A 17018-nucleotide genomic window follows, 5' to 3' on the forward strand; every position below is an offset into this window, starting at 1 on the left:
CGTGACGTTCATGGGTAGATCCACGCCATGCGTGGATATGTGGCCCCAAAGAAAAACGCCGCCCGAAGGCGGCGTTTTCCGTTCTGCTTACTTGCCGCCCAACCGCTCCCACAGGAAGCTGTAGGCCAGCGCCGACATGTGCGCGGCCTGCGCGTTGTTGGCTGCGCCGCCGTGGCCACCTTCGATGTTCTCGTAGTAGGTCACGTCCTTGCCGGCGTCGATCATCTTCGCCGCCATCTTGCGGGCGTGGCCCGGGTGCACGCGGTCATCGCGGGTGGAGGTGGTGAACAGCACCGGCGGGTAGTTCTTCTTCGCGTTGAACAGGTGGTACGGCGAGAAGGTCTTGATGAACTCCCAGTCGCTGGTGTCCGGGTTGCCGTACTCGGCCATCCACGAGGCGCCGGCCAACAGGTGGCTGTAGCGCTTCATGTCCAGCAGCGGTACCTGCACCACCACCGCACCGAACAGTTCCGGGTACTGGGTCAGCATGTTGCCGGTCAGCAGGCCTCCGTTGCTGCCACCCTGCACGCCCAGGTGCTTGGCGGTGGTGATCTTGCGCTTGACCAGATCGCGCGCCACCGCGGCCATGTCTTCATAGGCCTTGTGGCGGTTCTGCTTCAGCGCCGCCTGGTGCCAGCGCGGGCCGTACTCGCCGCCGCCACGGATGTTGGCGACCACGTACACGCCGCCCTTCTCCAGCCAGGCGCGACCCATGCCACCGGAATAGCTCGGGGTCAGCGAGATCTCGAAACCACCGTAGCCGTACAGCAGGGTCGGATTGGAGCCATCGAGCTTCATCGCCCTGTCGTGCACCACGAAGTACGGCACGCGGGTGCCGTCCTTGCTGGTGGCGAAGTGCTGCTCGATCACCTTGCCCTTGGCATCGAAGAAGGCCGGCATGGTCTTCAGCGTTTCCGGTGCCTGGCCGATCTCGGCCAGCGCCAGCGTCGTCGGGGTCAGGTAATCGGTGGCGGTCAGCCACACCGCGTCGCTGTCATTGCTGTCCACCGCGCCCACGGCCAGCGTGCCGAAGGCCGGCGCGCCGACGAAGCGGCTGGTCTTCCAGCCATCTGCGCCCGGGGTCAGCACTGACAGGCGGTTCTTGACGTCGTCCAGCACGTTCAGCACCAGGTGGCTTTTGGTCCAGATGGCGCTGGCCAGCGAGGTGGTCGCGGTCGGGGTGAACAGCACCTCGAAGTCGCGCTTGCCGGCCAGGAAGTCGTCCAGCTTCGTCGCCAGCAGCGAACCGGACGCGTAGGTCTTGCCGCCCACGGTCCACGGATCGCGCAGTTCCAGGGTCAGCCACTGCTTGTGCAGGCCCTTCTCGGCCGAGTTCGGCGCGTCGATCTTGGTCAGCGTGCCGTCGTCGCCACGCAGGTAGAGCTCGTTGTTGTAGAACGCCAGCGTGCGGCTGACCAGGTTGCGCTCGAAGCCCGGGGTGTCATCGTGCATCGCCGCGATGTACATGTCTTCCGGCTTGCCTTCGTACACCACGGTGGCCGAGGCCATCGGCGTGCCGCGCTTCCACAGCTTGGCCACGCGCGGATAGCCGGACGTGGTCATCGTGCCGGCACCGAAGTCGGTGTAGACGAACACGGTGTCGCGGTCGACCCAGTTGAGGCCACCCTTCGACTCCGGACGGAAGAAGCCGTCCTTGATCCAGGTCTTGTTGGCCAGGTCGAACTCACGGGTGACGTCGGCGTCGGCGCCGCCGCGCGACAGCGCGATCAGGCAGCGGCTGTAATCCGGGCGCAGGCAATCGGCGCCGTGCCAGACCCAGTTCTCACCCTCGGCCTTGTTCAGCGCATCCAGGTCGAGCACGGTTTCCCACTGCGGCGAGGCCTTGCGGTACTCGGCCAGGGTGGTGCGGCGCCACAGGCCGCGCTCGTGCTGCTGGTCCTTCCAGAAGTTGTAGTAGTAGTCGCCGATCTTCTGCACGCCGGGGATCTTGGCATCGGAGTCGAGCACCTCGCGGATGCTGGTCTCCATCTGCTTGAAGGCCGGAGTCTGCGCCAGGCGCGCCTCGGACTTGGCATTCTGTTCCTTGACCCAGGACAGTGGCTTGTCGCCGGTGACGTCCTCCAGCCAGGCGTAGCGATCGGTGTCTTCAGCGGCCACGGCGGTCCCCACCGAGGCAGCGGTCATCATGCCGGCCAACAGGCAGGCGGAAGCGAGTCGTGACATTGCAGCTCCAGGCAGTCATAAGCCGTGGAACGCTAGCACGGAATGTCGCAGCCTCCCCCGTGTCGAAGGTCAGGCCGTGGCCGCCGGACTGCGCCGGCCGCGTGCGGCGGGAGCCGGCCGACGGCGCGCCTGTCCACCGGTACGCCGCGCCAGCCGCCGCCATGACAGGCGCGGCAGCGGAAAGCGCAGCAGCGCCCACCAGGCCGTGAGCGGCATGCCCACCAGCCACATCGGCAGCCAGCCCAGCCATGCGCTGCTGCCACGTGCCGCCGGCCAGACCAGTACCAGCGCCAGTCCGGCCAGGGCCAGCTGTTGCACGCCGCGCAGCAGGCGCGGGTCGGCGCGTTCGATGACGCGTTCAGTTGCAGGGCGACGGACGGAACGAGCATTCATGGGGCTTCTCCGGTAGACAATGCAACACAGCTTGGGCAAGCCCCTTCTCACAGGATGCGACACCATTGACGGATCGCGTGCACACAGTCGACCATGCGCGTGCAAGCCCACTGGAGCCCGCTCCCGCATGACTTCGATCCGCCCGTTCTGCGCCGTGCTGCTGGCTCTGTCCCTGGCAGGTCCTGCCATGGCCGCCAGTGAGCCGCCGTCGCCCCGCGCCAGCGCCACCGACGCGGCCGCCCCGGGGGCGCCGATCGACCTGAAGCGCTTCATGGGCACCTGGTATGTGATCGGCCGCGTGCCGAACTTCATCGAACGCGGGCATGTCGCCAGCGTCAACGAGTACGAGCTGCGCGACGAGCACAAGGTCGGCATCACCTACCGCTACCGTGATGGCTTCGGCGAACCGCTGCAGGAAATACGCGCACGTGCCAGCGTCGATCCGGACAGCGGCAACCACGGCTGGCGAACTTGGTTCTATCGCGTGGTGCCGACCCATTCGCGGGTGCTGGAAGTCGCCCCCGACTACTCGTGGGCACTGATCGGTTATCCGGGCCGCGAGATGGCCTGGATCTTCGCGCGCAAGCCGGACATGGACAAGGCCCTGTACAAGGAGCTGGCCGAGCGCCTGCGCGACGAGTACGGCGTGAACACCGACAAGCTCAAGCGCGTGCCGCAGCATCCGGAACAGGTCGGCAAGCTGGGCTACGAAGTACCGAACGCGCGTTGATCGGATCGCGGGTGCGGAACCGGGTCCGTGCGCCCGGACTTCACGCCGCGCGTGGCTGCACCCGGCGTTCGATTTCGCTGCGCGTTGGCAATGTCTTGAGATCGTAGGCCGCCTGCATCGCGAGCCAGGACGCGGCATCCCCACCAAAATGCCGCGCCAGCCGCGCTGCAGTGTCCGCCGAAATGCTGCGTTGGCCGTGCACGATGGCGTGCAGTCGCGTTGCGGGCACATCCAGGGCCTTCGCCAGCGCATTCACGCTCAGCGCCAGGGGCAGCAGGAACTCTTCGCGCAGGATCTCGCCAGGATGGATGGCGCGCATGCCGTTGTGGGGACGCTTCATGGCGGGCACCTCAGTGATAGTCAACAATTTCCACGGCATCGGCGCCGCCGTCGGTCCAGGTAAAGCAGAGCCGCCATTGATTGCTGATGCGAAGGCTGTACTGCCCTCTTCGATCGCCTGACAGCGCCTCAAGACGATTCCCGGGCGGGCTGCGCAGGAAGGCCAACGTCTGTGCCGAGTCGAGCAGCTGCAGTTTGCGTTCCGCCACTCGCCGGATCTGGCGCCAGGCGCGTGGGCAGGTTCCTTCAAACAGGGCGCGGGTCTGCTTGCAGCGGAATGAACGGATCATTCCGCAAAACGTATTACGTTTAACGGAACATACCAAGGAACGCGATGTGCTGCCAGTCCCAGTCTGGCGATATCGATTCCTGATGGGCGTGGCGGCTTCCAGAGCCTGGCGCTATGACAGGCACAATATCGACACTCTGCAGGCTACAGGCTGCCGGCCAACGGCCGGCACTACCCGAACGATGCCCGGCGCCCGTTACTTGCGGCTGTAATGCGCGACCAGGCGGTCGCCGAGCATCTGCAGCAGCTGCACCAGCACCAGCAGCAGGACCACGGTAACCAGGGCCACGTCGGTGTGCGAACGCTGGTAGCCATCGCGGAACGCCAGGTCACCAAGGCCGCCGGAACCGATCGCACCGCCCATCGCGGTGAAGCCGATCAGGGCCACGGTGGTGACCGTCGCACCGGCGATCAGGCCCGGCCGCGCTTCCGGCAGCAGCACCCGGGTGACCAGCTGCCAGGTGGTGGCGCCCATCGCCTGGGTCGCCTCGATCACGCCACGGTCCACTTCGCGCAACGCGGTCTCGACCAGGCGCGCATAGAAGGGCGCCGCGCCGATCACTAGTGGCACGATCGCGCCGCGCACGCCCAGCGACGTTCCCATCAGGAACAGCGTGACCGGAATCAGCACGATCATCAGGATGATGAAAGGCACCGAGCGCAGCAGGTTCACCACCAGCGCCAGCACGCCATAGGCGAACGGACGGCGCTTCATCTGCGGCGCACCGAACAGGTACAGCAGCACGCCCAGCGGCAGGCCGATGGCCAGGGTCAGCGGCAGCGAACCGAGCAGCATCAGCAGGGTGTCGATGGTGGCCTGGCCGATGTCGGCCCACTTGCCCGCATCCAGGTGGCGGAAGAAACCGCCGGCAGTGGCGATGATCATCGACGCAGCTCCTCGACATGCACGCCGGCAGCCACGAAGGCGGCCTGCGCGGCGGACTGGTCACCGCCCACCAGGGCGACCACCAGCTGGCCATAGGGGGTGTCCTTGATCCGGTCGATGCGGCCGGACAGGATGTTGTAGTCGACCCCGGTCTGGCGCGCGACGCTGCCGAGCAGGGGTTCGTAGGTATCGCCGCCGAGGAAGGTCAGGCGCACGATGCGCCCGCCCACCACGTCGAAATCGCGGTGCAACGCCCCTTCGTCCACGTGCTCCGATTCGCTGACGAACCGGCGCGTGGTCGGGTGCTGCGGATGCAGGAACACCCGGGTAACCGGTCCGGTCTCGACCATCTGGCCGGCGTCGAGGACGGCAACGCGGTCGCAGACACGGCGGATCACGTCCATCTCGTGGGTGATCAGCACGATGGTCAGGCCCAGCTCGCGGTTGATCTTCGACAGCAGCGACAGCACCGAGGCCGTGGTCTGCGGATCCAGCGCGCTGGTGGCCTCGTCGCACAGCAGGATCTGCGGGCGGGTCGCCAGCGCACGGGCGATGCCGACGCGCTGCTTCTGGCCACCGGACAGCTGTGCGGGGTACTTCTGCGCATGCGCTTCCAGGCCCACGGTCTGCAGCAGCTCGGCCACGCGCGCGTCGATCTCCGCCTTCGGCGTGCCGGCCAGCTCCAGCGGGAAGGCGACATTGCCGGCCACCGTGCGCGACGACAGCAGGTTGAAGTGCTGGAAGATCATGCCGATGCGCCGGCGCAGCGTGCGCAGGCCATCCGCGTCCAGTGCGGTGACATCCTCGCCACCGATCAGCAGCCGTCCGCCGCTGGGTTCTTCCAGGCGGTTGATCATGCGGATCAGGGTCGACTTGCCAGCGCCGGAATGGCCGATGATGCCGAATACCTCACCGGCCTCGATGGTCAGGTCCAGCGGTTGCAGCGCGCTGACTTCGCGGCCGGCAACGGCATAGGATTTGTGCAGGCGCTGGAACTCGATCACGGGCGTGGCTCACCGGCTGGGTGACGGAAGGGGGCGTGCAGCCTACCAGCGCAGGCGGTCGCGCGCCCGCGCCATGGGCCAGAATGTTATTCCTTTTGGTTCTAAGGCACCCGCACCGGCGCGTTGGCTGGGGTCAGAGCCCCTGCGGGGATCCGACCCCGGGGTCGGATCCCCGCAGGGGCTCTGACCCCATTCCCTGGCCCAGCCGACTCAGGGATGATCCAGCGGCTTCGGCGGTTCCTGCCGGTTCACCCGCTCGCGGTGCAGCAGGTACAGGCCGGAAGCGACGATGATCGCCGCACCCACCCAGGTATAGCCATCGGGCAGCTGGCCCCAGAAGGCTAGGTCCCAGCCGATCACCCAGACCAGCCCGCTGTATTCCAGGGGCGCGATCATCGAAGCCTCGCCCAGCTGGAACGCCTTGGTCAGGGCGATCTGGCCCAGCGCCCCGGCCAGGCCCATGCCGGCGATCAGCGGCGCATGCGCCAGCTGCAGCGGCACCCAGCCGGGAAGGGACAGCAGGCCGGCGCCGATGGCCATGATCACCAGGAACCAGACCACCATCGACTGCGAGGTATCGGTGCGGGTCAGCAGGCTGACCGTGATCGCCGCCACGGCATAGGCGGTGGCGGCGGCCAGCACCATCAGGCCGGGCACCGAGATGAAACCGTCGACGCCCGGTCGCAGCACCACCAGCACGCCGACCAGGCCAATGCCGATGGCGACCCAACGCCGCGGCCCGACCCGTTCGCCCAGCAGCGGCACCGACAGTGCGGCGATCAGCAGCGGGGCGACGAAATAGATGGTGTAGGCGGTGGACAGCGGCAGGTCGCGCAGGGCGAACACGAAGCAGCCGATCATCGCCATGCCCAGCGCGCCACGCAGCAGGTGCAGGCCCCAGCGACGCGGCACCAGCGAGCGCGGCCCGGCGCTGGCCAGCACCCAGACCAGCACGAACGGCAACGAGGCCGCGCCGCGCAGGAAGGTCACTTCCAGGGTCGGATAGCTGGCCGACAGCTGCTTCATGCCAGCGTCCATCAGCGAGAAACAGGCGACCGCAGCGACCATCCAGGCCACCGCACGCGAGGGGGAGCGTTGCACGTTCATGGCCCATTATCGCCGACCACACCGGCTTGTAGAGTCGAGCCATGCTCAACTGCCGCCCTTCTGTAGAGTCGAGCCATGCTCGACTGTTCTTCACACAGCGGTCGAGCATGGCTCGACTCTACAGAAGGCAGTCATGCGGGCCCTCGCGATAGAATGGCCACCACTGAATCCTGCGGAGCATCGCCCATGCCTTCCTTCGACGTCGTGTCCGAAGTCGACACCCACGAGCTGACCAACGCCATCGACCAGGCCAACCGCGAACTGAGCACCCGCTTCGACTTCAAGGGCGTGGACGCCAAGTTCGAGCGCGATGGCGATGTGATCAACCAGACCGCGCCGACCGAGTTCCAGCTCAAGCAGATGAACGACATCCTGCGCGCACGCCTGGCCGCACGCGGCATCGACGTGCTCAGCCTGGAGTTCGGCGACATCGAGACCAACCTGGCCCAGGCCCGGCAAAAGATCACCGTCAAGCAGGGCATCGAGCAGAAGATCGCCAAGAAGATCGCGGCGGCGCTGAAGGATGCCAAGCTGAAGGTGGAAAGCCAGATCAACGGCGACAAGCTGCGCGTGCAGGGCAAGAAGCGCGACGACCTGCAGGACGCCATCGCCGTGCTCAAGGCCGGCAAGTTCGAGCTGCCGCTGCAGTTCAACAACTTCCGCGACTGAGGCATCCGCCGGGCACGCCCCGGCGCTGCCAGCGGCAGGTACGACGGCGCGTTGCCAGCGACGCGCCTACAATGGCGGCCCCGCCAGCCGACGTGCCCGCCATGACCGATTCCCACCTGCCCACCGATGACCCGATCGCCGCCACCCGCCTGTGGCTGGAGCGCATCGTCATCGGCCTGAACCTGTGTCCGTTCGCCAAGGCGGTGTATGTGAAGGACCAGGTCCGCATCGTGCTCAGCGATGCGACCACGCCAGAAGCCCTGGTTGAGCAGCTGGCCGAGGAACTGGTGCTGCTGCGCGATACGCCGGCCGAACAGATCGACACCACGTTGATCGTGCATCCGCAGGTGCTGACCGATTTCCTCGACTACAACGATTTCCTCGACAACGCCGACGCCGCGATCGAGGCACTGGACCTGCAGGGCATCCTGCAGGTGGCCAGCTTCCACCCGGACTACCAGTTCGACGGCGTGGCCGCGGACGACGCCAGCAACTATACCAATCGCGCGCCCTTCCCCACCCTGCACCTGCTGCGCGAAGACAGCGTGGCGCGCGCGGTGGATGTCTATCCGGACCCGGACGTGATCGTCGAGCGCAACATCCAGACCCTGGACCGCATCGGCGTGGACGGCTGGCATCGCCGCCTGCGTGGCGAAGACCTGACGTGAGCACGGTGCCGCCGATTGCCGCATGGCCGGCCGCGCCGCTGTCGGGCAAGGTGGTGCTGGTCACCGGCGGCGCCAACGGCATCGGCCGTGGCATCGCCCAGGCGGTGCTCGGTGCCGGCGGACGCGTGCTGATCGGCGACCTGGACGTGGAGGCCGGCGATGCGTGTCTGGCGGAATGGCAGCGCGGTGACGACACCGCATTCCAGCGCCTGGACATCACCGACGAAGCCAGCGTGCGCGACTTCATCGCCGTCGCCTTGCAGCGTTTCGGCCGCATCGACGGGCTGGTCAACAACGCGGGCATCGCCGGACCGCATGGCACGCTGCTGCAGGACATGGACTGGGACGAGTGGCAGCGCCGGCTGTCCTCGCTGCACGGTGCCTTCCTGTGCAGCAAGCACGCACTACCGGCGCTGACGGCCAGTGCTGCCGGCGCGATCATCAACATCGCCTCGACCCGCGCCTGGCAATCCGAAGCGCACAGCGAGGCCTACGCTGCGGCCAAAGGTGGGCTGGTGGCGTTCACCCATGCGCTGGCGATCAGTGCCGGCCCAACGGTGCGGGTCAACAGCATCAGTCCGGGCTGGGTCGGAACCACCGCCTGGCAGGCCCCCTCGCGACGACACGCGCCGGAGTACTCGGCCATCGACCAGGCACAGCACCCGGTCGGCCGGGTCGGCCGCCCCGAAGACATCGGCGCGCTGGCGGTGTACCTGCTGTCATCACTGTCCGGTTTCAGCACCGGCCAGGATTTCATCGTCGACGGCGGCATGACCCGGAAGATGATCTACGCCGAATGATCACAAGCCGGGACGCCAGGTAGAGGCCAACCTTGGTTGGCCCGGGAAAAAAGGGGACGGAGGGGATTAAGTCGTTTGTGCACAAACGACTTAATCCCCTCCGTCCCCTTTTTTTTTGCGCTTACGCCATGCCCGAGTGGCGCAGCAGCGCGTCGATCTGCGGCGCGCGGCCGCGGAAGGCCTTGAAGTTCTCCGCCGCCGGGCGGCTGCCACCACGCGACAGGATCTCATCGCGGAAGCGTGCACCGGTTTCAGCCAGTGCCTGCGGCGCTTCCTCGAACGCGGCGTAGGCATCGGCGCTGAGCACTTCGGCCCACTTGTAGCTGTAGTAACCCGCGGCGTAACCACCGGCGAAGATATGGCTGAACTGGTGCGGGAAGCGATTCCAGACCGGCGGGTGGTTCACGGCCACTTCCGCGCGCACGCGGTCCAGCAGTGCCAGCACGCTGTCCTGCGCCGGTTCGAACTGGCTGTGCAGCAGCATGTCGAACAGGCCGAATTCCAGCTGGCGCACGGTGGCTATGCCGCTGTGGAAATTGCGCGCGGCCAGCATGCGCTCGTACAGCGCGCGCGGCAGCGGCTCGCCACTGTCCACGTGCGCGGTCATTGCCTGCAGGTGCTCCCATTCCCAGCAGAAGTTCTCCATGAACTGGCTGGGCAGCTCCACCGCGTCCCATTCCACGCCGTTGATGCCGGCCACGCCCAGCTCGCCGATGCGGGTCAGCAGCTGGTGCAGTCCATGGCCCATCTCATGGAACAGCGTGGTCACTTCGTTGTGGCTGAAGGTGGCCGGCTTGCCGTTGGCACCACGGCCGAAGTTGCACACCAGGTAGACCAGCGGCGTCTGCACGCTGCCATCCCCACGCACGCGACGGTTGCGGCAATCGTCCATCCACGCGCCACCGCGCTTGCCTTCGCGCGCGTACAAGTCCAGGTAGAACTGGCCCACCAGCGCGCCCTGCGCATCGACCAGGCGGTAGAAGCGCACATCTTCGTGCCACACCGGCGCGCTGTCCTCCTGCACGCGCAGGCCGTACAGCTGTTCGATCACCGAGAACAGGCCGCCCAGCACCTTCGGTTCGGTGAAATATTGCTTCACTTCCTGCTCTGAATAGCTGTAGCGCGCCTGCTTCAGGCGGTCGGCGGCGAATGCCAGGTCCCAGGCCTGCAGGCTGTCAATGCCGAGCTGTTCGCGTGCGAACTGCTCCAGTTCGGCGCGGTCCCTGGCGGCGAACGGCTTGGCGCGCGCGGCCAGGTCGCGCAGGAAACCCAGCACTTCGGCCGGATCCTGCGCCATCTTGGTCGCCACCGAATAATCGCCGTACGAAGCGAAGCCGAGCAGCTCGGCCAGCTCCGCGCGCAGGGCGAGAATGCGGTCGATGTTACTGCTGTTGTCCAGGGCGTCATCGCCGAATTCGGATGCACGCTGCGCGCTGGCGCGGTACAGGATCTCGCGCAGGTCGCGGTCTTCGGCCCAGGTCTGCACCGGCAGGTAACACGGCATCTGCAGGGTCAGCTTCCAGCCGGACTTGCCCTCCTTTTCCGCCGCAGCGTGCGCGGCGGCCTTCACGTCCTCCGGCAGGCCGTTCAATCGCGCTTCGTCCTCGATGATCAGCGACCACGCATCGGTGGCATCGAGCACGTTCTGCGAGAACTTCGCCGACAGCGCCGACAGTTCTTCCTTGATCGCAGCAAAGCGCTGCTGCGCCTCGGGCGCCAGCTCGGCCCCCCCCAGGCGGAAATCACGCAGCGTATTGTCCAGCACCTTGCGCTGGGCCTCGTCGAACTGCGCGGCCTCCGGGCTGGCGGCCAGTGCCTGGTACTGGCGGTACAGCGCCAGGTTCTGGCCCTGCGCACTGGCGAAGCGGGTCACCCGCGGCAGGTTGCTGTTGTAGGCCTCACGCAGTTCCGGGGTGTTGACCACGCCCTGCAGGTGGCCGACCAGGCCCCAGGCGCGCCACAGGCGCTCGGTGGCATCGTCCAGCGGGGCGACGAACGTCTCCCAGCGCACCGGCTGCACCTGCTCGGCCTTGCTGACGGCGGCTTCGGCCTCGGCCAGCAGCACATCCAGCGCCGGTGCAACGTGCTCGGGGCGGATCGCCTCGAAGCGCGGCAGGCCGGAAACATCGAGCAGGGGGTTGGCAACGGTCACGGCAGATCTCCAGGGAACGGGCCCGGCGGGCGGGCAGCCCGGTAGATATGGCGCTGGCAGGCGTGGCTGACAAGGGGGCGCGGCATTCACATCGGCCTTACGGTCACGCACCGAAGCTCTGGCTGCGGGGGAGTCCGCAGCGGTAGGTACCGAACGAGGCCCCACATGGAAGGTCTGGCTGCAGTTGCATCCACCTCACCGGCGCGGTCGCTGGCGCTGTCCGCCAGCCCGGCCGAACTGACCTGGATCGCCGCGCTGTGCGATGCCGGCGATGACGCCCCGCGCCACCTGCAGCAGCTGCAGGCGGTGCTGCAGCAGGGCGGCACCTTCAACGACGCCCAGGAGTGGTACCCGTTCGAAGTGGTCGAGCGCGGCGCCAGCCAGCTGCAACTGGGCCACGAGCGCGAGTTCGTGATCTGCGTGCTGCTGTGGCTGCAGGCATTGGCCCAGGGCCGTGCCAGCATCCTGGACCCCAGCCTGCACCTGGATGACCGCGCGATGGACATCGAGGCCTTGCCGGATGCGCTGCGCGACGCGGTGCTGGATGCGTTCACCGCGGCGGGGTATTGAATCTCTAGCGTCGAGCCATGCTCGACGGCTCTTTCCCGGAGTCGAGCATGGCTCGACGTTACAAGGGCGCTACAACGCTTCCAGGCTGCACCACGGCAGTTCCGGCAACCCCTGCCCGGCCACCGCTGCGGCCAACTGTGCATCGGCGCCGTCGACATCGATGCCCTGCCGCGCGTACCACGACGGATCGTAATAGCTTTGCGCGTAGCGCTCGCCGCTGTCGCACAGGATGCTGACGATGCTGCCCTGGTGGCCCGCCTCGCGCATCCATTGCGCCGCCTGCAGCACGCCGATGAAATTGGTGCCGGTGGAGCCACCGACACGGCGGCCGAGCTGGCGGCTGACATGGCGCATCGCGGCCAGGCTCAGCGCGTCGGGCACCTTCACCATCGCATCGACGCTGGTCGGGATGAAACTCGGCTCCACGCGTGGCCGGCCGATGCCTTCCACGCGCGAGCCACCGCTGCAGGTCAGTCCGCGCCAGTCCTGTTCACCGGCCACGGCAGCCTTGTAGCCGTCGAAGAACACCGACACTTCCGGGTCCGCGCACAGGATGCGGGTGTCATGCCGGCGATAGCTGACATAACGCCCCAGCGTGGCGGCGGTACCGCCGGTGCCGGGACTGCACACGATCCACTCCGGAACCGGGCTGGGCTCCTCGGCCATCTGCTTGAAGATGGATTCGGCAATGTTGTTGTTGGCGCGCCAGTCGGTAGCGCGCTCGGCATAGGTGAACTGGTCCATGAAGTGGCCGCCGGTTTCGCGAGCCAGCTTTTCCGAATCACAGTTGAGGTCGCAGGCGCGCTCGACCAGGTGGCAGCGGCCCCCGTGGAACTCGATCGCCGCGATCTTTTCCGGCGAGGTGGTTGCCGGGATCACCGCAATGAACGGCAGGCCCAGCAGGCGCGCGAAATAGGCTTCGGAGACGGCGGTCGAGCCGCTGGAGGCCTCGATCACCGGCCGGCCCTCGCGCAACCAGCCGTTGGTCAACGCATACAGGAACAGCGAGCGCGCCAGCCGGTGCTTGAGGCTGCCGGTGGGATGGCTCGACTCGTCCTTCAGGTACAGGTCGATGCCCTCGAACCCGGGCAGCGCCAGCGGGATCAGGTGGGTATCGGCGGAACGGTTGAAATCGGCTTCGATCTTGCGGATGGCGGCGGCCACCCATTCACGCTGCGACATGGCGGGCAATCGTTATCAGGACGGAACGGTGCGATCCGGCCATTGTACGTCGCGGTGCCGTCAGGTGCGGGCCGGTAGAATGAAGCCATCCGGCCGGCAACGGCCCTGTCTGAAGGACCTCCCCCATGACCATTCCCGCCCTGCGCGATGTCCCCGGCGTCGCCGCCCAGGCCCCGGCCGAAACCAGCGGCTTCGTGTTCAACCACACCATGCTGCGGGTGAAGGACATCACCGCCTCGCTGGACTTCTACACCCGCGTGCTCGGCTACCAGCTGATCGACAAGCGCGACTTCCCGGACGCCCAGTTCAGCCTGTACTTCCTGGCCTACGTGCCGGCCGGCGCGCTGGTGCCGGAAGACGACGCCCAGCGCCGCGTGTGGATGGCCGGCCTGCCGGGCGTGCTGGAACTGACCCACAACCATGGCACTGAGGCCCAGGACGGCGCGGTCTACCACGACGGCAACAGCGACCCGCGCGGCTTCGGCCACATCTGCGTGTCGGTGCCGGACATCGAAGCCGCCTGCCAGCGCTTCGAAGACCTCGGCGTGACCTTCCAGAAGCGCCTGACCGACGGCCGCATGAAGAACCTGGCCTTCATCAAGGACCCGGACGGCTACTGGGTCGAGATCATCGCCAACTGACAAAAAGGGGACGGAGGGGATTAAGTCGTTTCTGGCACTATTGGGCCGGAAGCGACTTAATCCCCTCCGTCCCCTTTTTTGCGAGGTTCGTATGGAAACGATGGAACTGCACCGCGGCCGCCTGATCGACCACATCCAGCTGGTCGTACGCGACCTCGCCGCCAGCCGCCGCTTCTACCAGGCGGTGTTCGATACGATCGGCATCCCGATCGCCGGCGAAGGCGATGATTACTTCTGGGCCGACGAGCTGTTCATTTCCAGCGCCAGCAGCGAGGCCGCCGCCGGCCAGCTGACCGGCCGCCACCACCTGGCCTTCCAGGCGCGCGACAGCGCCACCGTCGATGCCTTCCATGCCGCCGCAATCGCTGCCGGCGGCACCGACAATGGCGCGCCAGGCGAACGCCCCTACCATCCGGGCTACTACGGTGCCTTCGTGCTCGATCCGGATGGCAACAACATCGAAGTGGTCTACCACGGCCCGGCGAACTACAGCGCCGACTCGGTGAAGGTCACTTTCTGATTTCACCGATGCCGTGAACGAAGAAGCCGGGCAATGCCCGGCTTCTCTGCTTCCAGTGCCGCAGCCTCAGTGGGCGGCCATGTAGATGTCCTGAAGCACGGCCTTTTCCAGTTCCAGCTCGCCCAACAGGTTCTTCACGATATCGCCCAGGCTGAGGATGCCGACCAGGCGGGCGCCTTCAGTGACCATCAGATGACGGCGCCGCGAGTACGTCATCAACGACATGGCCTGCTTCAGGGTCGCTTCCGGCGCAATGCCTTCCAGGCCGGTGGACGGCAGGCTGGAAATCACCCGACGGCCGGCCTGCGGGCCGTCGTCGGCCAGGGTACGCACGATGTCCTTTTCGGAAATGATGCCCACCGGGGCATCGTCCTTCATCACCACCAGCGCAGCGATCTTGTTCGCGCTCATCTTGTGGGCGGCGGCACCGATGGTGTCTTCGGCGTCGATGGTGATGACAGCTTCTTTCTTGGATTGCAGGAGTTCGCGGACGTTCATTCTTGTTTCCTGGTGCAGGTCACTGAAGTCAAAAAAGTGTGCTCTTCCGATACGCCCCCTCCCCGGGAACAGACCTTTCAGCGCACGTCTGGCGCACCCCTCTGCCGCTTGGAATGGATCGGCAGACGACGTGCTGCAACGCGAACGAGGTGGGCTCAACCGCTCAACCCGGACCTCGGTCAAATCGATTCTACGACTGCGACCATCGGTCACTACCGGCATCGATAGGACAGTTCGTCGTGGGAACCTACTGACGATCCAGAGAATGGCACCGTGGTTGAAACCGACGCTGAATGCGTCGAGATCTGCGCACTCAAGATCCCGTGCTCCGCGCCGACAGGCCGGACAAAATCATCCGACCGCGTACCACTTCCGCCGTGAGCGCCCCGCCTGAAGGGCGTGAAAGGGAGGCACGGCAACCGATCCGGGCAGATCGGCTCTCGCGCCGCAGCGCTCCTCGCGCATCCACAAGGAAAAGAATTGCGCACCCTGCCTTGACAGCCTTACATGGCACAGGTACTTAACGCTCATAACAGGATGTTCATGAGCCATACATATGGAATTGGACAAGAACCGGCATAACGCCGATGTAGCCCCCCGCGCTTCGCAAAGCGCGCTGTCGGTTTTGCTCAGGCGCTTCTGGCGGGATTTCATCGGGCACCGGAAGGCATCCGTAACGCTGGCGGCCAGCCTGATGGTCCTGTCGGTGCTGCTCCAGTTGCCCGTTCCGCTGCTGACGATGCACATCATCGATGTCGTTGTCGAAAAGCGCGCTTTCAGCATCGTCAATCAGCTGGGAATGGCACTGGTTGCGCTCATCCTGCTTCGCCACGCGTTCTCCTACATCAATGAAAGCGTAACGCTGACGCTGAAGGAGTCGATCATCGTCGACGCGCAATCGACGCTGTTCCGGCACCTGCAGTCACTCCCGCTCAAGTTCTTCACCAACAAGCACTCGACCTACCTGCAGTCCCGCCTCATGAACGATGCGCGCGCCGTCGAAGGCGCGCTGGTCAGGAACTTCGTGACCATCGCGGTCAATGCCCTGACCTTCGTCGTCGGCGCCGCGATCATCCTTTACCTGCAGCCCCGAATGGGCGCGGTGCTGCTGCTCACCATCATCCCATTCGGCTGCATTCGTCTTTTCACCAACCAGCGCATGCGCTCGCTCAGCGCGGACATGCAGGAACAACAGGCGGCCACATCCGCAGCGATCAGCGAGCGCCTGGCCGGTGTGGCCACCATCAAATCGCTCGGCCAGGAGAACAGCCAGGGCGAACTGATGACGCAGCGACTGGAAACACTCAAAGGCGTCTACGTGCGGACCAACTGGTTCGGCGTCGTCAGCGGCATCGGCACCAGCCTGGTCACCTCGCTCAGCACAGCTTTCGTGCTGTGGTACGGACTGCACCTGGTAACACAGGGTGAGATGTCGCTCGGCCAGGTCGTCGGCATTCTTTCGCTGATGAACTTCCTGTATGCCCCGGTCAACGCGTTGGTTGCCGCCAACATCGGCATCCAGCAGGCGGCCTCTGCGGTGCAGCGGATCTATGAATTCCTCGACGAAGAACCCGAGCAAGCTCATGGAGAGACCTTCAGGCTCTCCCAGGGACGGGTCGAATTCCGCGCCATCGACTTCGCCTACAAACCCGAATCCAAGGTATTCCAGGATTTCAGCCTGACCATCGCTGGGCGCGAAACGATCGCCCTGGTCGGCCATTCGGGCGCGGGGAAAAGCTCGCTGGTCCGCCTGCTGCCAAGACTCAATGAGATCCAGGCAGGACAGATACTGATCGATGGATCCGACATCCGCAGTGTCGCGCTTCCAGATCTCCGGGCGGCCATCGGTATTGTCGAGCAGCAAGCGTTCCTGTTCACCGGAAGCATCCTGGACAACATCCGCCTCGGACGGCCGATGGCAACGCAGGAAGAAGTGGTCGCCGCTGCCCGCAATGCCAATGCCCACCACTTCATCAGCAGCCTCCCTCAAGGTTACGAGACATGCGTAGGTGAGCGTGGGCTCACCCTGTCGGGCGGCGAGTGCCAGCGGATCGCACTCGCCCGCATGTTCCTGCGTGACCCCCGGATCCTCATCCTCGATGAGGCGGTATCGGCGCTGGATTCGCAGTCGGAGGAAGCCATCCAGCGAAGCCTGCAGTCGCTATGCCGGGGCAGGACAACCATCATCATCGCCCATCGCCTGTCGACCCTGATGCTGGCCGACAGGATCGTCCTCATCGAGAAGGGCGTGCTGGTCGAAGAGGGGACCCACGAAGAACTCATCGCCTCGCAGGGGGCATACGCTCGCTTGTTCCTGCAACAGTTCCAGTCGCAGCACGTCCACGGGAAAGACCCCATCGGAATGGAAACGACCTGAGAGGATCGA

Annotated in this window: 18 protein-coding genes; 8 read left to right on the plus strand and 10 right to left on the minus strand. The window is 65.9% G+C overall.

Annotated elements, in window-relative coordinates; genetic code table 11:
* Positions 1-87 precede the first annotated feature (87 nt).
* Both ACUZUJ_RS19030 and ACUZUJ_RS19035 read right to left on the minus strand, forming a co-directional pair.
* Positions 88-2184, minus strand: coding sequence for a prolyl oligopeptidase family serine peptidase (locus ACUZUJ_RS19030; protein ID WP_458220704.1), 2097 nt, complete (start codon positions 2182-2184; stop codon positions 88-90).
* A 69-nt stretch (positions 2185-2253) separates the two neighbouring features.
* A complete protein-coding gene (locus ACUZUJ_RS19035) occupies positions 2254-2577 on the minus strand; it encodes a hypothetical protein (protein ID WP_049444946.1) in 324 nt (107 codons plus the stop codon).
* 127 nt (positions 2578-2704) lie between these two features.
* Between ACUZUJ_RS19035 and ACUZUJ_RS19040 the strand changes: the two genes are divergently transcribed.
* Positions 2705-3307 (plus strand): lipocalin family protein, encoded by a 603-nt coding sequence (locus tag ACUZUJ_RS19040; protein ID WP_049444944.1) that lies wholly within the window; start codon positions 2705-2707, stop codon positions 3305-3307.
* A 40-nt stretch (positions 3308-3347) separates the two neighbouring features.
* On the opposite strand, the gene ACUZUJ_RS19045 is transcribed toward ACUZUJ_RS19040, so the two are convergent.
* The 5 genes from ACUZUJ_RS19045 to ACUZUJ_RS19065 all read right to left on the minus strand — a co-directional run bounded on the left by ACUZUJ_RS19045 (position 3348) and on the right by ACUZUJ_RS19065 (position 6932).
* Positions 3348-3647 (minus strand): HigA family addiction module antitoxin, encoded by a 300-nt coding sequence (locus ACUZUJ_RS19045; protein WP_006471116.1) that lies wholly within the window; start codon positions 3645-3647, stop codon positions 3348-3350.
* Between the two features lie 10 nt (positions 3648-3657).
* Positions 3658-3936 carry a type II toxin-antitoxin system RelE/ParE family toxin gene (locus tag ACUZUJ_RS19050; protein WP_049444941.1) on the minus strand — a complete coding sequence of 93 codons (279 nt, stop codon included), beginning with the start codon at positions 3934-3936 and terminating at the stop codon, positions 3658-3660.
* Between the two features lie 195 nt (positions 3937-4131).
* Complete coding sequence (locus ACUZUJ_RS19055; protein WP_014038544.1) at positions 4132-4821, minus strand: methionine ABC transporter permease; 690 nt, start codon at positions 4819-4821, stop codon at positions 4132-4134.
* A complete protein-coding gene (locus tag ACUZUJ_RS19060; RefSeq protein ID WP_014038545.1) occupies positions 4818-5825 on the minus strand; it encodes a methionine ABC transporter ATP-binding protein in 1008 nt (335 codons plus the stop codon). The genes ACUZUJ_RS19055 and ACUZUJ_RS19060 overlap by 4 nt, the downstream gene beginning before the upstream one ends.
* Positions 5826-6035: 210 nt before the next feature.
* Complete coding sequence (locus ACUZUJ_RS19065; protein ID WP_049444938.1) at positions 6036-6932, minus strand: DMT family transporter; 897 nt, start codon at positions 6930-6932, stop codon at positions 6036-6038.
* A gap of 186 nt (positions 6933-7118) precedes the next feature.
* Here ACUZUJ_RS19065 and ACUZUJ_RS19070 point away from each other — a divergent pair, with 186 nt between their 5' ends.
* From ACUZUJ_RS19070 to ACUZUJ_RS19080, 3 genes are all read left to right on the plus strand, one after another.
* A complete protein-coding gene (locus ACUZUJ_RS19070) occupies positions 7119-7601 on the plus strand; it encodes a YajQ family cyclic di-GMP-binding protein (protein ID WP_014038547.1) in 483 nt (160 codons plus the stop codon).
* A 101-nt stretch (positions 7602-7702) separates the two neighbouring features.
* Complete coding sequence (locus tag ACUZUJ_RS19075) at positions 7703-8269, plus strand: DUF1415 domain-containing protein (protein ID WP_032129027.1); 567 nt, start codon at positions 7703-7705, stop codon at positions 8267-8269.
* Entirely contained in the window at positions 8266-9069 is an 804-nt protein-coding gene (locus ACUZUJ_RS19080; RefSeq protein ID WP_049444936.1) for an SDR family oxidoreductase, read from the plus strand. Before ACUZUJ_RS19075 ends, ACUZUJ_RS19080 begins: the two co-directional genes overlap by 4 nt.
* Positions 9070-9190: 121 nt before the next feature.
* Here the strand turns inward: ACUZUJ_RS19080 and ACUZUJ_RS19085 are convergent, their stop codons facing one another.
* A complete protein-coding gene (locus ACUZUJ_RS19085; RefSeq protein ID WP_458220703.1) occupies positions 9191-11221 on the minus strand; it encodes a M3 family metallopeptidase in 2031 nt (676 codons plus the stop codon).
* Positions 11222-11386: 165 nt separating this feature from the next.
* Here ACUZUJ_RS19085 and ACUZUJ_RS19090 point away from each other — a divergent pair, with 165 nt between their 5' ends.
* On the plus strand, positions 11387-11791 hold the full coding sequence (locus ACUZUJ_RS19090; RefSeq protein ID WP_014038551.1) for a hypothetical protein: 405 nt from the start codon (positions 11387-11389) through the stop codon (positions 11789-11791).
* 69 nt (positions 11792-11860) lie between these two features.
* Here the strand turns inward: ACUZUJ_RS19090 and ACUZUJ_RS19095 are convergent, their stop codons facing one another.
* Positions 11861-12973 (minus strand): PLP-dependent cysteine synthase family protein, encoded by a 1113-nt coding sequence (locus ACUZUJ_RS19095; protein ID WP_049444934.1) that lies wholly within the window; start codon positions 12971-12973, stop codon positions 11861-11863.
* 125 nt (positions 12974-13098) lie between these two features.
* On the opposite strand from ACUZUJ_RS19095, the gene gloA reads away from it, so the two are divergent.
* A complete protein-coding gene (gloA, locus tag ACUZUJ_RS19100) occupies positions 13099-13614 on the plus strand; it encodes a lactoylglutathione lyase (RefSeq protein ID WP_135967698.1) in 516 nt (171 codons plus the stop codon).
* Between the two features lie 91 nt (positions 13615-13705).
* Positions 13706-14134 carry a VOC family protein gene (locus tag ACUZUJ_RS19105; protein ID WP_101766109.1) on the plus strand — a complete coding sequence of 143 codons (429 nt, stop codon included), beginning with the start codon at positions 13706-13708 and terminating at the stop codon, positions 14132-14134.
* 66 nt (positions 14135-14200) lie between these two features.
* On the opposite strand, the gene ACUZUJ_RS19110 is transcribed toward ACUZUJ_RS19105, so the two are convergent.
* Positions 14201-14632: a CBS domain-containing protein gene (locus tag ACUZUJ_RS19110; RefSeq protein ID WP_049421412.1), complete on the minus strand. Its 432-nt coding sequence runs from the start codon at positions 14630-14632 to the stop codon at positions 14201-14203.
* 556 nt (positions 14633-15188) lie between these two features.
* Here ACUZUJ_RS19110 and ACUZUJ_RS19115 point away from each other — a divergent pair.
* Positions 15189-17009, plus strand: coding sequence for an ABC transporter ATP-binding protein (locus tag ACUZUJ_RS19115; RefSeq protein ID WP_458220702.1), 1821 nt, complete (start codon positions 15189-15191; stop codon positions 17007-17009).
* Positions 17010-17018: the final 9 nt, after the last annotated feature.

The sequence above is a fragment of the Stenotrophomonas sp. S4 genome (assembly GCF_054187805.2).

Excerpts from the sequence above, each read along its gene's own strand:
- ACUZUJ_RS19030 (WP_458220704.1), bottom strand. The coding sequence starts at position 2,184 with ATGTCACGACTCGCTTCCGCCTGCCTGTTGGCCGGCATGATGACCGCT.
- ACUZUJ_RS19035 (WP_049444946.1), bottom strand. The coding sequence starts at position 2,577 with ATGAATGCTCGTTCCGTCCGTCGCCCTGCAACTGAACGCGTCATCGAA.
- ACUZUJ_RS19040 (WP_049444944.1), top strand. The coding sequence starts at position 2,705 with ATGACTTCGATCCGCCCGTTCTGCGCCGTGCTGCTGGCTCTGTCCCTG.
- ACUZUJ_RS19045 (WP_006471116.1), bottom strand. The coding sequence starts at position 3,647 with ATGAAGCGTCCCCACAACGGCATGCGCGCCATCCATCCTGGCGAGATC.
- ACUZUJ_RS19050 (WP_049444941.1), bottom strand. The coding sequence starts at position 3,936 with ATGATCCGTTCATTCCGCTGCAAGCAGACCCGCGCCCTGTTTGAAGGA.
- ACUZUJ_RS19055 (WP_014038544.1), bottom strand. The coding sequence starts at position 4,821 with ATGATCATCGCCACTGCCGGCGGTTTCTTCCGCCACCTGGATGCGGGC.
- ACUZUJ_RS19065 (WP_049444938.1), bottom strand. The coding sequence starts at position 6,932 with ATGAACGTGCAACGCTCCCCCTCGCGTGCGGTGGCCTGGATGGTCGCT.
- ACUZUJ_RS19070 (WP_014038547.1), top strand. The coding sequence starts at position 7,119 with ATGCCTTCCTTCGACGTCGTGTCCGAAGTCGACACCCACGAGCTGACC.
- ACUZUJ_RS19075 (WP_032129027.1), top strand. The coding sequence starts at position 7,703 with ATGACCGATTCCCACCTGCCCACCGATGACCCGATCGCCGCCACCCGC.
- ACUZUJ_RS19090 (WP_014038551.1), top strand. The coding sequence starts at position 11,387 with ATGGAAGGTCTGGCTGCAGTTGCATCCACCTCACCGGCGCGGTCGCTG.
- ACUZUJ_RS19095 (WP_049444934.1), bottom strand. The coding sequence starts at position 12,973 with ATGTCGCAGCGTGAATGGGTGGCCGCCGCCATCCGCAAGATCGAAGCC.
- gloA (WP_135967698.1), top strand. The coding sequence starts at position 13,099 with ATGACCATTCCCGCCCTGCGCGATGTCCCCGGCGTCGCCGCCCAGGCC.
- ACUZUJ_RS19105 (WP_101766109.1), top strand. The coding sequence starts at position 13,706 with ATGGAAACGATGGAACTGCACCGCGGCCGCCTGATCGACCACATCCAG.
- ACUZUJ_RS19110 (WP_049421412.1), bottom strand. The coding sequence starts at position 14,632 with ATGAACGTCCGCGAACTCCTGCAATCCAAGAAAGAAGCTGTCATCACC.
- ACUZUJ_RS19115 (WP_458220702.1), top strand. The coding sequence starts at position 15,189 with ATGGAATTGGACAAGAACCGGCATAACGCCGATGTAGCCCCCCGCGCT.